Consider the following 12,823-nt stretch of genomic DNA (forward strand, 5'->3'; position numbering starts at 1 on the left):
AGTGGTATGAGCGAGCCTACCCAGAAGTACTCGATCACGATGCCCCGCGACATCGCCGAGGCCGCCCGGGCCCGGAGCGGTCCCTCCGGGTTGTCCGCCTACGTAGCCGCCGCCGTCGCCCGGCAGATCGAGCGGGACAACCTCAACGAGCTGATCGCTGTCGCCGAGGCCGAGCACGGGCCCATCACCGAGGAGGAGATCCAGGCCAGGCGTGACCAGCTTCACCAGGCGCGGGTGGATCAGGGCGGGAACCGTGGGGCGGGGGCGCCCGCGGGGACCGGGTCGGGGCCGGGTTCCGGGCCGGCGGGCGGACCAGGGACGCACGCCGCATGAGCCGGGTCACCCCTGTCGCCGTTCCCGGTGGCACGCTGGTGATCGACAGCGAGGGGCTGGCCAAGGCGGTGCTGCGCGATCGCGAGGTCACCGGCTGGCTCGCGCTGGCCAGGGCCGACGACATGCGGGTCGTCACCAGCGCGGCCACCCTCGTCGAAGTCATGCATCCCGGCATCAATCGCGCGGCTCTGGAGTGGACGCTTTCCCGCCTGGTCATCGAGCCCGTCACCGAATCGATCGCCCGCCAGGCGTCGGCACTCCTCGCCGACGCCGGTCTGCACGGGCACAAGTACGCCATCGACGCCATGCTCTGCGCCACGGCCCTCGCGGCTGCCGGCCCGGTCACCGTGCTGAGTTCCGATCCGGAGGACGTCACGGCGCTGTGCGCTGGGCGGGTCACCGTGATGAAGATCTGAGGCGGCGGTTCCGGGGCGAAAAGAGTGGGGGAGTGGGCCGGAGGGTGGCTCTGTCGGACGGGTCAGGCAGAATCGAGGGTATGAGGAGCTTCAACCAGGAACGTTCGGGCGGGGCGGCGGCCACCGTCGGCGGGCAGCCGCAGTACGCCGACCGGGTCTACCGTTCGGCGGCCGGGTTCGCCGGCGGTGTGCTGCTGCTCGTGCTGGCGGCGTGGCTGGGCGGGGACGCGGTGGTGCGCGGTTCCGGGCATACGCCGTGGCTCGCGCTGGCCGGGCTGCTGCTCGCGGTGCCGCTGGTCGTCGCCTTCACGATCCGGCCGGCTGTCTACGCGGGGGCCGAGCAGCTCCGGATCCGGAACCCGTTCCGGACGATCACGCTGCCCTGGTCCGCGGTGGACCGGATCCGCGCCTCGTACTCGACGGAGCTTTTCTCCGGTGAGCGGAAGTTCCAGCTCTGGGCGATCCCGGTGTCGATCCGCGCGCGCAAGCGGGCCAGCCGGCAGACCGTCCGGGCGAAGGCGGCGGGCGACGATCAGTACGGGGTGGCCGGGATAGCCGGCCTCCGGCGGCGCCCGCAGCGTTCTTCCGCGGCGGCCGCGGCCGCGGCCCGGGGAGTCGACGGCGAGCCGGTGCGCGCGTGGTCGGACCAGGCGGTGGCCGAACTCACGGAGATCGCGGAGCGGCACCCGGTGGTGGAGGGCGAGGCACGGGTCGATCCGGCGGTTCGGTGGTGCTGGGAGATTGTCGCCCCGGCGGTGGCGGGGGCGGTCGTGCTGATCGTTCTTTTCGCGATCTAGGGCGGGTTTGAGAGGGAGCGTCGTCCTCACCGGGCGGGGCTCACGGCGCTGGCGCGGTTCCTCGCTCCCCTTTGGGGGTCGGGTTCGCGTGGCCGGAGCAGTCCGTGTGCCCTGGTGAACCCGACTTCGCCGCTGGGCGGAACCGTGCCCCGACGAGAGGGCGGTGGGCACCTCCACGTGAACCGGAGGGCGGTGGGGCGCCTCCAGGCGAACCCGCGGTTCACCTGGAGGCAGCCGATTCAGCCGCGCCGCAGCCGGTGAGCGGTAGGGGTCACATCCCGAGGAGGGCCACCAGGCGGGCGTGGGCGCGCAGGGCGGGCTGGACGTTCTGCTGCCAGCGGGGGGCGGTCGCCGCCGTGCCGACAGCGAGGATCCAGGCGTTGACCCGGGCCGGGTCGCCGCGGTCGTGCGCGGCGAGCCGGCGGTTGGCGTAGCGCAGCCCCTTGAGGATCTCGCGCACCTCGGCGTCCGCGGTGGCGGCGGGGGCGATCAGGTTGTGATCGTTCTTGATCGTGTTGGTGGCCACCGCGCCGTACAGGGTGTCGGCGATCGCGTCCCACCTGTCCTCCGCGCCGGTCATCCGCAGGGTGACCGGGTTGGTGAAGCTGCGCGCGCCGGGTGAGACGGGCCGGTGGGTCGGGGGCAGGTGCGGGCCGGCGACGACCGGGACAGGCGGCGGGATCACCTGCATCGGCGTGCTGGTCCAGGCCGAGTGGAAGGTGTCGCCGGGCCCGCCGGGCGTGGTCTGGTACATCTGGAAGTAGTAGCGGGTGTCGTTGTTGGCGAGCGCGTCCTCGGTGTTGCGGGCGTAGTTCTCCAGGGTGATGACGTCGTTGCCGTCGACGGCGACCACTCCGGCCCAGTGCGATCCCCATGTCCGCGCCGTCATGACCACCGGGTTCACGCCGCCGATCGGGCGGTAGTAGTCGGTATGGGTGGGCGGATTGGCGCCCATGCCCAGGCTCATTCCGGCCACCCCGCCGACCAGGGAGGCCGTGCAGAACGCCTCGCCCACCCCGGGGGCCACGAACTGGTTCACCCCGTAGTGCTGGAGATCGGTGACGAAACCCGCCGCGGCGGCGTGCGCGGCCTGCCCGTACGGGATGGCGATCGCCCGCGCGGTGGCGCCGCGATTGGCCGCCGTGGAGTTGTCGAGGTCCGCGGGCCGCGGCGGCGGCAGCAACTGGCGGGCGACGGAGTACTCGACCAGGGGGTTGGGCCCCAGCACCGGGTCGACGTCGAACCGGGGCGTCAGAGCCGGGACGCCGACGACGCGCAGGACCAGGTCGTTGCACGCCTGGAGGCCGTTGGTGGTGAATCCTGCCGTGCCGTCCGCGTTGTTCGCGGGCGTCACCCGCAGCAGGACGTTGCCGTTGACCGTGATCCGCTGCTGATGAGGGCCCACCGCGTCAGGCACGAGCCGGTAGGTCGAACCGATCATCGCCAGACGGTCGTTGCTCGCCGTGACGATCGCCGCGGTGGCGTAGAACGCCTTGGGCTGACGGACGCTCAGGTCGCAGTCCTCGATGGCCAGGTCGCCATTGGCGGACAACCGGATCGGCGCGGCGCCGTGCGGAGTCGAGACCAGCGCCACCGCCCCGGCGTTCAGGAACGATGAAGCGGCGCCGCCCACGCCCTTGTTCTGGCCCACGAAGGTGTCCTGGACCTGGGTCGGCGCGTGCGTGTTGGGGTTGGGGACGGCGATGCCCGCGAGTGCGCGGTTCGGCGCCGTGACCACGGTGTAGAACTGTGTCGCCGCGCGGGCCCGGGCCGACGGGCGGCCGGGGATCCGCACCTGCTCCCCGCGCGCGGCCCGCCTTCCGGCCGCGACGGCCTCGGCCTCCAGCGCGCGCAGGTCGGCGCCGGGCAGCACCCGCCCGTACCGCTGCTGTAGCACGTGCGCGAGTTCGTGCCCCAGCAGTTCGCGGCCGAAGTCGCCGGAGGGGGCGTGGCAAGCCTGGGCGGCGATGCGGATCTCGCTGCCGTGCGTGGCCGCCAGCGGTCCCCCGCGATCCGGTCCTGGAGCCCCGGGCACTCCGTCCCACCCGACGCGCACGTCCCGGAAACCGGCCTCGAAGAGTTCCTCGAACTCCCGGCGCACGCTTGCGGGCATACCTCGAACACCACTCATTTGTCCCCCTGCTGACTACGGCTCCCCGTGAGCCGTCCCCCACCCGGCGGTCCCTCCGGGCATGGCCTCCGACGGTACTGCGGCGGGGGGCCGTACGTATGGGTTTTGACCCTTGTGCGGCAGACCTCCCCCCGGCGCTGGGTTGCCCGCGCATTTCCTCCCGCCCCTTCAGGGCTCGGATCCCTCTGCCCGGACCAGTCCGCGCGCCCTCCGGGGCACTCCAACCCACCCGCCCAGCGGAACCGTGCCCCGCAAGGGGCGCGGGGAACTGCGCGACCAGCCACAGCGGACCGGAAGCCGGCAAGGAACCGCACAAGGCAGGACCTGCCCCACAAGGGGCGCGAGGAACTGCGCGACCAGCCACAGCGGACCCGCAGCCGGCAACGAACCGCAAGGGGCAGCGCGGGCCCCGAGAGGGCCGCGCACCCGCAGCCGGGAAAGGACCGCACGAGGCAGGACGTGCCCCGCAAGGGGCGCGAGGAACTGCGCGACCAGCCACAGCGGACCGGAAGCCGGCAAGGAACCGCAAGGGGCAGCGCGGGCCCCGAGAGGGAACCCCCTCAGAGGCCCGCCGCCGAGGCGAAGTCGGTCTTCAGCTCGGCCAAGACGCGCGCCGCGGTAGCGCGAGCCGCCGGCAAGGCCAAGGGACCGGCCACCGGCACCACCACCTCCAAATAACACTTCAGCTTCGGCTCCGTCCCGCTCGGCCGAACAATCACCCGCCCACCCGCCACCCCCCGGCCGGGATCCCCGCCAAGGCGATAGCGCAACCCATCGGTCGGCGGCAGCCCACCACCTCCCGCCGCGAGATCCTCCGCCCCGGTGACCGTAAGACCGCCGAGCGCGGCCGGCGGCCGCCCCCGCAGCCGCGCCATCGCGTCGGCGATGAGGGACAGGTCGGCGACGCGCGCCGAGAGCTGGTCGGTGGCGTGCAGCCCGTGGGTGAGCGCGAGCTCGTCGAGGAGGTCACCCAGCGTGCGGCCCTCCCCCTTGAGGCCCGCCGCGAGCTCGGCGACCAGCAGCGCCGCGGTGATGCCGTCCTTGTCCCGCACACCGGCCGGGTCGACGCAGTAGCCGAGCGCCTCCTCGTAGCCGTAGCGCAGCCCCGGCACCCGGGCGATCCACTTGAAGCCGGTCAGCGTGTCCTCGTAGCCGAGTCCGGCGCCCGCGGCGATCCTGGACAGCAGCGAGGACGAGACGATGCTGGCCGCGAAGACGTCCTGGCCGCTCTTCGCGCCGCCGCCCCGTACCAGGTGGACCGCGAGCAGCGCGCCGAGTTCGTCACCGCGCAGCATCCGCCACCCGGAGCCGGCGGCCGGGTCGGGAACGGCGACGGCGCAGCGGTCCGCGTCGGGGTCGTTGGCGATGACGATGTCGGGGTCCGCCGTCCGGGCGGTGGCGAACGCCAAGTCCATCGCCCCCGGCTCCTCCGGGTTGGGGAAGGCGACGGTCGGGAAGTCCGGGTCGGGGGCGGCCTGTTCGGCCACCGGTACGGGCGCGGGGAAGCCCGCCCGGGCGAAGGCCGCGGTCAGCGCGTCCAGGCCGACTCCGTGCATCGGCGTGTAGACCACGGACACCTCGCGTGGTCCGCCCGGCCGTACCACCTCCGCCGCCCGCGCCAGATACGCCGCCAGTACGTCCTCGCCGAGCACCTCCCAGCCCGCTTCGGCGAGCGGCACCTCGGCAAGTGGCCCGACCGCCGCGATCTCGGCGGCGATCTCGCCGTCGGCGGGCGGCACGATCTGTGAACCGTCGCCCAGATAGACCTTGTAGCCGTTGTCCTGTGGCGGGTTGTGGCTCGCGGTCACCATCACACCGGCCGCGGCGCCCAAGTGCCGTACGGCGTAGGCCAGTACGGGGGTGGGCAGCGGCCGCGGCAGCACCGCGGCGCGCAGCCCGGCACCCACCATGACGGCGGCCGTGTCCCGGGCGAAGTCGTACGACTTGTGGCGCGCGTCGTAGCCGACGACCACCAACCCGCCCTGGCGCGCCCGCAGATACGCCGCGAGCCCGGCGGCGGCGCGGATCACCACGGCCCGGTTCATCCGCATCGGGCCACCGCCCAGCTCACCGCGGAGCCCCGCGGTGCCGAACTCCAGCGTCCCGGCGAACCGTTCTGTCAGGTCGGCGAGCGCCGCCGGGTCACCCGCGTCCGCCGCGGCGAGCAGCGTCGCCAACTCCCCGCGGGTGTCCGGGTCCGGGTCCTCGGCGATCCACTCCCGGACCTGAGCGAGTACGTCGGCCACGTCGTTCCTCCACCTCTTCGCGCTCCTGGGTGTGCGTACCGGAAGTCCTGGAAGTCCTGGAAGTCCCGGAAGTACCGAAATCCCAGGGGCTACAGTCGCCCGAGCACCTGGGCCAGCAGGGTGCCCATCCTGGTCGCCGATTCCCGGCCCGCCTCCAGGACCTCCTCGTGGTTGAGCGGCTCGCCGGTCATCCCCGCGGCCAGATTGGTGACCAGGGAGATGCCGAGCACCTCCGCGCCCGCCTCACGGGCGGCGATCGCCTCCAGCGCGGTGGACATGCCGACCAGGTCGCCGCCTATCGCGCGGACCATCCGGATCTCGGCGGGCGTCTCGTAGTGCGGGCCGGGGAGCTGTACGTAGACCCCCTCCTCCAGGGACGGGTCCACCTCGCGGCACAGGGTGCGCAGCCGCGGTGAGTAGAGGTCGGTGAGGTCCACGAAGTTGGCGCCGACTATCGGGGAGATCGCCGTCATGTTGATGTGGTCGCTGATCAGTACGGGCTGGCCGGGACGGTAGCCGGGGCGCAGGCCGCCGCAGCCGTTGGTGAGCACGACCGTCTTGCAGCCCGCGGCGACCGCGGTGCGCACCCCGTGCACGACGGTGGCGACGCCCCGGCCCTCGTAGAGGTGGGTCCGGCCGAGGTAGACCAGGGCGCGGATCCCGCCGATCCGTACCGAGCGCACTTTGCCGGCGTGGCCGGCCACCGCGGGGGCCGGGAAGCCCGGCAGGTCCGTGACGGCGAACTCATGATCGGGGGCGCCGAGACCGTCGGCGGCGGGCACCCAGCCCGAGCCCATCACGAGAGCTACGTCGTGCGTGTCGGAGCCGGTAAGCTCGCGCAGACGCGCGGCGGCGGCGTCGGCCGCGGCGTAGGGGTCGGGGTTCAGGGAAGCGTTCACGCGCACGAGGGTAACCTGTTGCTTCCTACGCGCGTAGACGGGGCGCCGCCCTTTCTCCCGGGGCGCGCCCTGTCCCGCACGGTTCTTTGCCATCCGGCGGTGCGCACGAGACCGGGCCGTCGGGCGCTTGAGAAACTAATGGGTCGCGAACCGCGCGTTGCCCCACACGGCATGGAGCTTCGCGTTGACCGCGTCAGGGCCGCGCTTCATCACCTCGATGGTGATCGTGATGCGCTGGAAACCGCTGATCGGTAGGTGCAGATTCTTCGTTCCATCGACTCCCAGGGTAAAGCCGGAATCGACTGGACTCTCATTGCGCTCGACCTGGAAGAATACGCTCGATTCGACCCCCGTCCTGTCGTCGAGTCCCACCGTGGCATCGAAGTACCGCATATGCAGGGGGATGTTATACGTGAGGCTGAGGCGCTGCGCACCGAAATAACTCGGCGAGAATTCGACGCTGTTGCCGTACGGCTGCTGCCTCATCTCCATACTTCCGGTGCTCTCCCCATTCCCTAAGCCGCCGATCGGGTCGAGGTCGGACAGGTACCGCACGTCAGGTTGCGGAGCGACACCGCCCGTATCGTCGCCGCCGGATGCGGGCGGGTCGTCGCCTCCCCCGGTGGTCGGTGGCGCGGTCTCTTCCGAGTCGGTGGAGAAATCGGTGGGAGAGGGAGAATCGCTCGGGCTGGGAGGGTCGGTGGTGGGACCGGGCGTTGCGGGCGTCTCGGTGTACAGGGGAGCGGAGGCGGACGATTGGGGAGGCGCGGCGTCGGAGGATTTGTCGGATGTACAGGAATGGAATACGCCGGCCCCGATGATCGCGGCGACGATCGCCCCCGCCACCTCGATTATCGTGTTCTTTGAAATCCCCTCAGCCACATCCGCCCCTTTTGATCCCTCGGTACAAATTGCGTGGCTAGAGAGTATGCGGCCCCGGAGCGGGCCGCTTCGGGGCCGGGATCTTGTGGCACTATCGTTACACGGTCAGCGCCAATGGTTGCCGATCCGACGGCGAGACGCCGAAATGGAAGGGCCTCGACTCGCGTTACAGCATCAGCAGGTGGCCGTAGTCTCGGAGCAACTCGCGGACTTCGGATACGTCGGCGTGTTCTTTGAGCCGGTGCAGGACGACGCGGGTCCGCTCGGCCGTGCGGTCGCTGGTGAGACCGTCGGACAGTTCGATGATCCGCAGGGTTTCTTGTACCGCTTGCTCTGGCTCGTTGGCGTCCGCCAGTGCCTCTGCCAGCCACGATCGGTACAGGGCGACCTCCCGTACGTGGGTGGTGTCGTAGCGCTCAAGCACGTCCGACAAGACGGGGACTGCTCGGAGTGGTCTGCGCAGCTCTGTGTACGCGCGCGCGTCCATGACATCGAGCTCTTCCGAGGTCACCCAGTAGGCCCAGGTCGGCGGGGTGGTCCCGTCATCATCAGCCAAGGCCGCATGGGCTTGTTCGAGCGCTCTTATCGCGGGTTGTGCTTCCCCCGCCTTTGCGTGCGCCCATGCGACTCGATCGAGGAAGAGCGCTCTGGGCTTCGCCGAAGCGTGCGGCCCGGCCTCTTCGACGGCCGCGTGTGCGAGGTCGATGCCCTCACGCTCTCGACCGGTGTTCGTGTGCTGGTAGGCCAGTGATCCGGCCAGGTTGGCGGCCAGGGTGCGGTCTCCGGCGTTGCGCGCGGCGGAGATTCCCAAGGTGTAGGCGCGCTCGGCATCGGCGTGCTGCCCTGCGTCGGAAGCGATCCAGCCGGAGATCTGGGCGAGTTCTGCGATCTGGATCAGCAAGTCCCGCCCGATGTCCTGGCTGAACGTGCTCTCTTGATGGAGGCGAACGGCCCCATGCAGTTCGCGGAAAGCGGGTCCGATCAAGTCACCGCCGGACACTACGTCGTCCGCCAACCGCAGGGCATGCACGCGGGCGGCGAGGTTGCTGACGTTCTCGGCACCAAGATGCCTGCCCCGCAAGGCCACCCGGGGGGCCAGAAGTTCGCTGTCGGGCAGCAACTCGGCCAGCGTGGCGCTGGGGCCGGGCAGGACACCGTCGGCTTCGTTCCGCGCGTACGCTGCGGCGCGTTCCAGGTCATGCAGTGGAGTCCCAAGGGCTTCGGCCAGAAAGGGGAGCCACGTATCGGGGATACGTTCGCCCCGTTCCCAGCGAGAGACCTCGTTACGTGTGACGGAAGCGATACCCGCGCCATCGCAGAGCGCAAGAGCCAACTGCCGTTGTGATTTCGTGGCTCGACGTCGGAGCTGCGCCAGATAGGCACCGAACCGTTGCCGCCGTTCACTCTCGCTCATCTGGCCCCTTCCTCGTCCATTATGGCCTCTTCCTGGCCCCCTGTCTGGTTCCTCACCTGAACGGGGCGGACCGATTCGATGGAGATGACAGACCCCCGCGACCGGGTGACGGTTCGGGGCGTGGCCGAGGTGGAGAAAGTGGGCTGACATGCGGGAGTTGTTCGGGCGTTGGTTCGGATGGGTGGGGCGGGTGGGCGCCTTATGGTCCGGCGGGGGTTTCGTGCTGGTGCTGGTGCTGGTGCTGGTGCGGGGTATGGGGGTAGGCCGGTGCGGTTGATGGTTGCTCCGCCTGGGCGGGGTTCGGCGGGTGGTGAGGGTGACGCCGTGGTGGTGGCGTGGTGGGTTCGTGATCCTCGCTGTGTGGGTGAGGCGCGGAGCTATCTGGGGGCGGTGCTTGGCGGTTGGGGTCTGGTGGCTGTGGTGGAGGGGGCGGAGGTCGTGCTGTCGGAGCTGCTGGGTAATGCGGTCAGGCACGGCGACGAGCCGTGGGACCGGTATATCGAGACGCGTTTTGAGCGGCTGGCGGGTGCGGTGCGGATCGAGGTGCATGACACGGGCGAGGGGCGGCCGGTGCTGCGGGAGCGGTCGGAATGGTCGGAGTCCGGTCGGGGGCTGATCCTGGTGGACGCGATCACGGAAGGGCAGTGGGGGGTCGGGGAGCGGCAGGGGCCGGGGAAAGTGGTCTGGGCCGTGGTGCGGGCCGGTGGTTCGGGCGGCGAAGGGGGTGCGGCGTGACGGCCGTGGAGTGGCAGAGCGTTCCGCTGGGCGGGGCGGGTGAGGGCGCCGCTGTCCCGTCGTCTGCCGGTGATGTGTCGCCGGGCGCTCGTGAGCAGTCGTTCGCCGGGCCCGGGAGTAGGTGGCTGATCAGTACCGGGTCGGGCCGTGAGATCCGCGGTTACCTGCCGCCGTGGGCGGAGCGGGACCCGAGCGCGGACCGCGTGCCGGATGAGGTCCTGGCCGTCCGGCTTGAGGACGTCAACCACTTCTACGTCACCGACGGGGCGATGGCCCTCGGGGTCCGCTTTTACGGGGGCGGGAGCGGGGACGGGGACGGCGGCAGCCCGGTGGTGCGGGATGCGGTGATCTTGTGGGGCAGCATCGACTGCGACCCGTACGCGGGTGATCCGGCTGTGCGTGTCCCGGTCTTCAACCTGCACCTGACCGATGAGTCCTGCATGCCTGGCATGAGCCCTGAAGATCTCACCGCGTTCGCCGAAGTGTTGCGCGCCCACGCGGACTACCTACGGTTCGACGTGGCACCGAAGCTGCGCTGCCCGCGCGGACTGGGCCGCCCACGCCGGGCCTGCCGGGCCTACCTGCCTTCCCGAACCGGACTGACCCGCCTTGGCCCGTCCGCCCCCAGAGCTCGCGGGGTGCGTCCTGCCTTGTGCGGTTCGTTGCCGGGTGCGGCTGCGGATGCGCTGTGGCTGGGCGCGCAGTTCGTCGCTCCCCTTCGGGGCACTCGAACCCAGCGCCCGGCGGAACCGTGCCCCGATAGGAGGCGCTGGGGGTACCCCCAGGCGAAGCTCTGGGGGCGGAACTGCGCGGGGAACCCACCACCGGGGGAGGTCCGGGGGCGGCCTCCCGGGGCAGACGGGGCGGGCCCGGGCAAAGGCTCTAGCAGGGCCTCTTCCGCAGCTCCATGACGTAGTCGTACGGCGCCCCCGCCGACTCCGCCGCATCCGCCAGCTCGCCCAGGTAGCGGGCCGACGGCAACCCCCCCTCGTAGTCGTTGAGGACGAAAAGCCAGGCCGGCGCGTCCCCCTCCAGCGTGTGGACGCGGACCGTGGTGCGGCGGTAGATGCCGAGCGGCAACCCCTCCCACCGGTCGAGCGACTCCTCGTCGACCGGCGCGATGTCGTAGAGGCCGACGAAGACCTGGCTGCCGGGCGACTCCACGATGGTGGCCAGCGCGCCCTCCCAGCCCATCTGCTCACCGCCGAAGGTGAGCCGCCAGCCGTCCAGCCATCCGGTGCCGCGCAGCGGGGAGTGCGGGGCGCGGCGCGTCATCAGCCGCGCGTCGAGGTTGCTTCCGTAGGCGGCGTAGAGCGACATGGAAATGAGGGTACGGGAGCCGGATCGGCCCGGCGTAAGGAGCGGGCCCGCGCCTCCCCATGATTGCCCCACGACCGGCCGGGACGGAGCAGACCCGCCCCGCGGCAGGACAAGCTTGGCGCGTGCGGGACAATGGGGTACGTGACTCGGATCGTGATCATCGGTGGCGGACCCGGCGGCTATGAAGCGGCCCTCGTGGCGGCGCAGCTCGGCGCGGAGGTGACCGTCGTGGACCGCGACGGCCTGGGCGGCGCGTCGGTGCTGACCGACTGCGTGCCGTCGAAGACCCTCATCGCCACCGCCGAGGTGATGACGACCTTCGACTCCTCCTACGAGGAGCTGGGCATCATCGTCGCCGACGACACCCCGCCGCTGGAGCGCGCCGCCCGGGTGGTGGGGGTGGACCTCGGCAAGGTGAACCGCCGGGTCAAGCGGCTCGCGCTGGCCCAGTCGCACGACATCACCGCCTCGGTGACCCGGGCCGGGGTCAAGGTGGAGCGGGGCCGCGGCAGCCTGGAGGGCCCGCCGTCGGCCGGCGGCACCAGGACCGTGCTGGTGGAGCGCACCGACGGCACCGTCGAGCGGCTGACCGCCGACGCCGTGCTGATCGCCACCGGCGCCCGGCCGCGCGAGCTGGAGGACGCCCGGCCGGACGGCGAGCGGATCCTCACCTGGACGCAGGTCTACGACCTCGACGAGCTGCCTTCGGAGCTGATCGTGGTCGGCTCCGGGGTGACCGGCGCCGAGTTCGCCGGCGCCTACCAGGCGCTCGGCTCCACCGTGACCTTGGTCTCCTCCCGCGACCGGGTGCTGCCCGGCGAGGACCCGGACGCCGCCGCCGTACTCGAGGACGTCTTCCGCCGCCGCGGCATGAACGTGATGGCCCGCTCCCGGGCCCAGTCGGTCAAGCGGATAGGCGACCGGGTCGAGGTCGCGCTCGCCGACGGCCGGGTGATCAGCGGCACGCACTGCCTGATGGCGGTCGGCGCCATACCCAACACCACGGGCATGGGCCTGGAGGAGGCCGGCGTCAAGGTCACCGACTCCGGGCACATCTGGACCGACAAGGTCTCCCGCACCAGCGCCCCGGGCGTGTACGCGGCCGGCGACGTCACCGGCGTCTTCGCGCTCGCCTCGGTCGCCGCCATGCAGGGCCGGATCGCGGTGTACCACTTCCTCGGCGAGACGGTGAGCCCGCTCAACCTCAAGACCGTCTCGTCCAACGTCTTCACCGACCCGGAGATCGCCACCGTCGGCTACACCCAGGCGGACGTGGACACCCAGCGGATAGAGGCGAACGTCGTCAAGCTCCCGCTGCTGCGCAACCCGCGGGCCAAGATGCAGGGCATCAGGGACGGCTTCGTGAAGCTGCTCTGCCGCCCCGGCACCGGCATCGTGGTCGGCGGCGTGGTGGTCGCGCCCAAGGCGAGCGAGCTGATCCACCCGATCTCGATCGCGGTCGACAACAACCTGACGGTGGACCAGATCGCCAACACCTTCACGGTCTACCCGTCGCTGTCCGGCTCGATCGCCGAGGTGGCGCGGCAGTTGCACAGCCGGAAGACGATCGAGCGGGACTGAGCGGCACTGGGCGGCACTGAACGGCACTGGGCGGCATTGAACGGCACCGAGCAGGACAGGGCGGGACCG

At 71.3% G+C, this 12,823-nt stretch carries 12 protein-coding genes; 6 read left to right on the forward strand and 6 right to left on the reverse strand.

The window, feature by feature from the left end; genetic code table 11:
- The first annotated feature begins 6 nt into the window (after window positions 1–6).
- The 3 genes from OG519_RS22175 (at window position 7) to OG519_RS22185 (ending at window position 1,546) form a co-directional block, all read left to right on the forward strand.
- Window positions 7–333, forward strand: a complete 327-nt coding sequence (locus OG519_RS22175) for a CopG family transcriptional regulator (protein ID WP_405586697.1) — start codon at window positions 7–9, stop codon at window positions 331–333.
- Complete coding sequence (locus OG519_RS22180; RefSeq protein WP_405586700.1) at window positions 330–749, forward strand: type II toxin-antitoxin system VapC family toxin; 420 nt, start codon at window positions 330–332, stop codon at window positions 747–749. Before OG519_RS22175 ends, OG519_RS22180 begins: the two co-directional genes overlap by 4 nt.
- Before the next feature lie 80 nt (window positions 750–829).
- A complete protein-coding gene (locus OG519_RS22185) occupies window positions 830–1,546 on the forward strand; it encodes a PH domain-containing protein (RefSeq protein ID WP_405586702.1) in 717 nt (238 codons plus the stop codon).
- Between the two features lie 271 nt (window positions 1,547–1,817).
- Here OG519_RS22185 and OG519_RS22190 read toward each other — a convergent pair whose 3' ends face one another.
- The 5 genes from OG519_RS22190 to OG519_RS22210 all read right to left on the reverse strand — a co-directional run bounded on the left by OG519_RS22190 (window position 1,818) and on the right by OG519_RS22210 (window position 9,118).
- Window positions 1,818–3,659 carry a DUF4157 domain-containing protein gene (locus tag OG519_RS22190; RefSeq protein WP_405586705.1) on the reverse strand — a complete coding sequence of 614 codons (1,842 nt, stop codon included), beginning with the start codon at window positions 3,657–3,659 and terminating at the stop codon, window positions 1,818–1,820.
- Between the two features lie 578 nt (window positions 3,660–4,237).
- The gene (locus OG519_RS22195) at window positions 4,238–5,923 is read right to left on the reverse strand and encodes a phospho-sugar mutase (protein ID WP_405586708.1); all 1,686 of its coding nucleotides are present in this window, start codon (window positions 5,921–5,923) and stop codon (window positions 4,238–4,240) included.
- Between the two features lie 89 nt (window positions 5,924–6,012).
- The gene (locus OG519_RS22200; protein WP_405586710.1) at window positions 6,013–6,822 is read right to left on the reverse strand and encodes a purine-nucleoside phosphorylase; all 810 of its coding nucleotides are present in this window, start codon (window positions 6,820–6,822) and stop codon (window positions 6,013–6,015) included.
- 135 nt (window positions 6,823–6,957) lie between these two features.
- A complete protein-coding gene (locus tag OG519_RS22205) occupies window positions 6,958–7,704 on the reverse strand; it encodes an NPCBM/NEW2 domain-containing protein (RefSeq protein ID WP_405586713.1) in 747 nt (248 codons plus the stop codon).
- A gap of 166 nt (window positions 7,705–7,870) precedes the next feature.
- Window positions 7,871–9,118 carry a helix-turn-helix domain-containing protein gene (locus OG519_RS22210; RefSeq protein WP_405586716.1) on the reverse strand — a complete coding sequence of 416 codons (1,248 nt, stop codon included), beginning with the start codon at window positions 9,116–9,118 and terminating at the stop codon, window positions 7,871–7,873.
- Between the two features lie 360 nt (window positions 9,119–9,478).
- Here OG519_RS22210 and OG519_RS22215 point away from each other — a divergent pair, with 360 nt between their 5' ends.
- Together OG519_RS22215 and OG519_RS22220 are read left to right on the forward strand one after the other, a co-directional pair.
- Window positions 9,479–9,853, forward strand: coding sequence for an ATP-binding protein (locus OG519_RS22215; protein WP_405586719.1), 375 nt, complete (start codon window positions 9,479–9,481; stop codon window positions 9,851–9,853).
- Between the two features lie 74 nt (window positions 9,854–9,927).
- Window positions 9,928–10,764 carry a DUF6907 domain-containing protein gene (locus OG519_RS22220; protein WP_405592899.1) on the forward strand — a complete coding sequence of 279 codons (837 nt, stop codon included), beginning with the start codon at window positions 9,928–9,930 and terminating at the stop codon, window positions 10,762–10,764.
- Here OG519_RS22220 and OG519_RS22225 read toward each other — a convergent pair.
- Complete coding sequence (locus OG519_RS22225; RefSeq protein WP_405586721.1) at window positions 10,736–11,173, reverse strand: gamma-glutamylcyclotransferase; 438 nt, start codon at window positions 11,171–11,173, stop codon at window positions 10,736–10,738. The two genes, OG519_RS22220 and OG519_RS22225, sit on opposite strands and share 29 nt — an antisense overlap.
- A gap of 132 nt (window positions 11,174–11,305) precedes the next feature.
- Between OG519_RS22225 and OG519_RS22230 the strand changes: the two genes are divergently transcribed.
- Complete coding sequence (locus tag OG519_RS22230) at window positions 11,306–12,754, forward strand: NAD(P)H-quinone dehydrogenase (protein WP_405586724.1); 1,449 nt, start codon at window positions 11,306–11,308, stop codon at window positions 12,752–12,754.
- Window positions 12,755–12,823 lie beyond the last annotated feature (69 nt).

It is taken from the genome of Streptomyces sp. NBC_01190 (assembly GCF_045039895.1).
GTDB lineage: Bacteria > Actinomycetota > Actinomycetes > Streptomycetales > Streptomycetaceae > Actinacidiphila.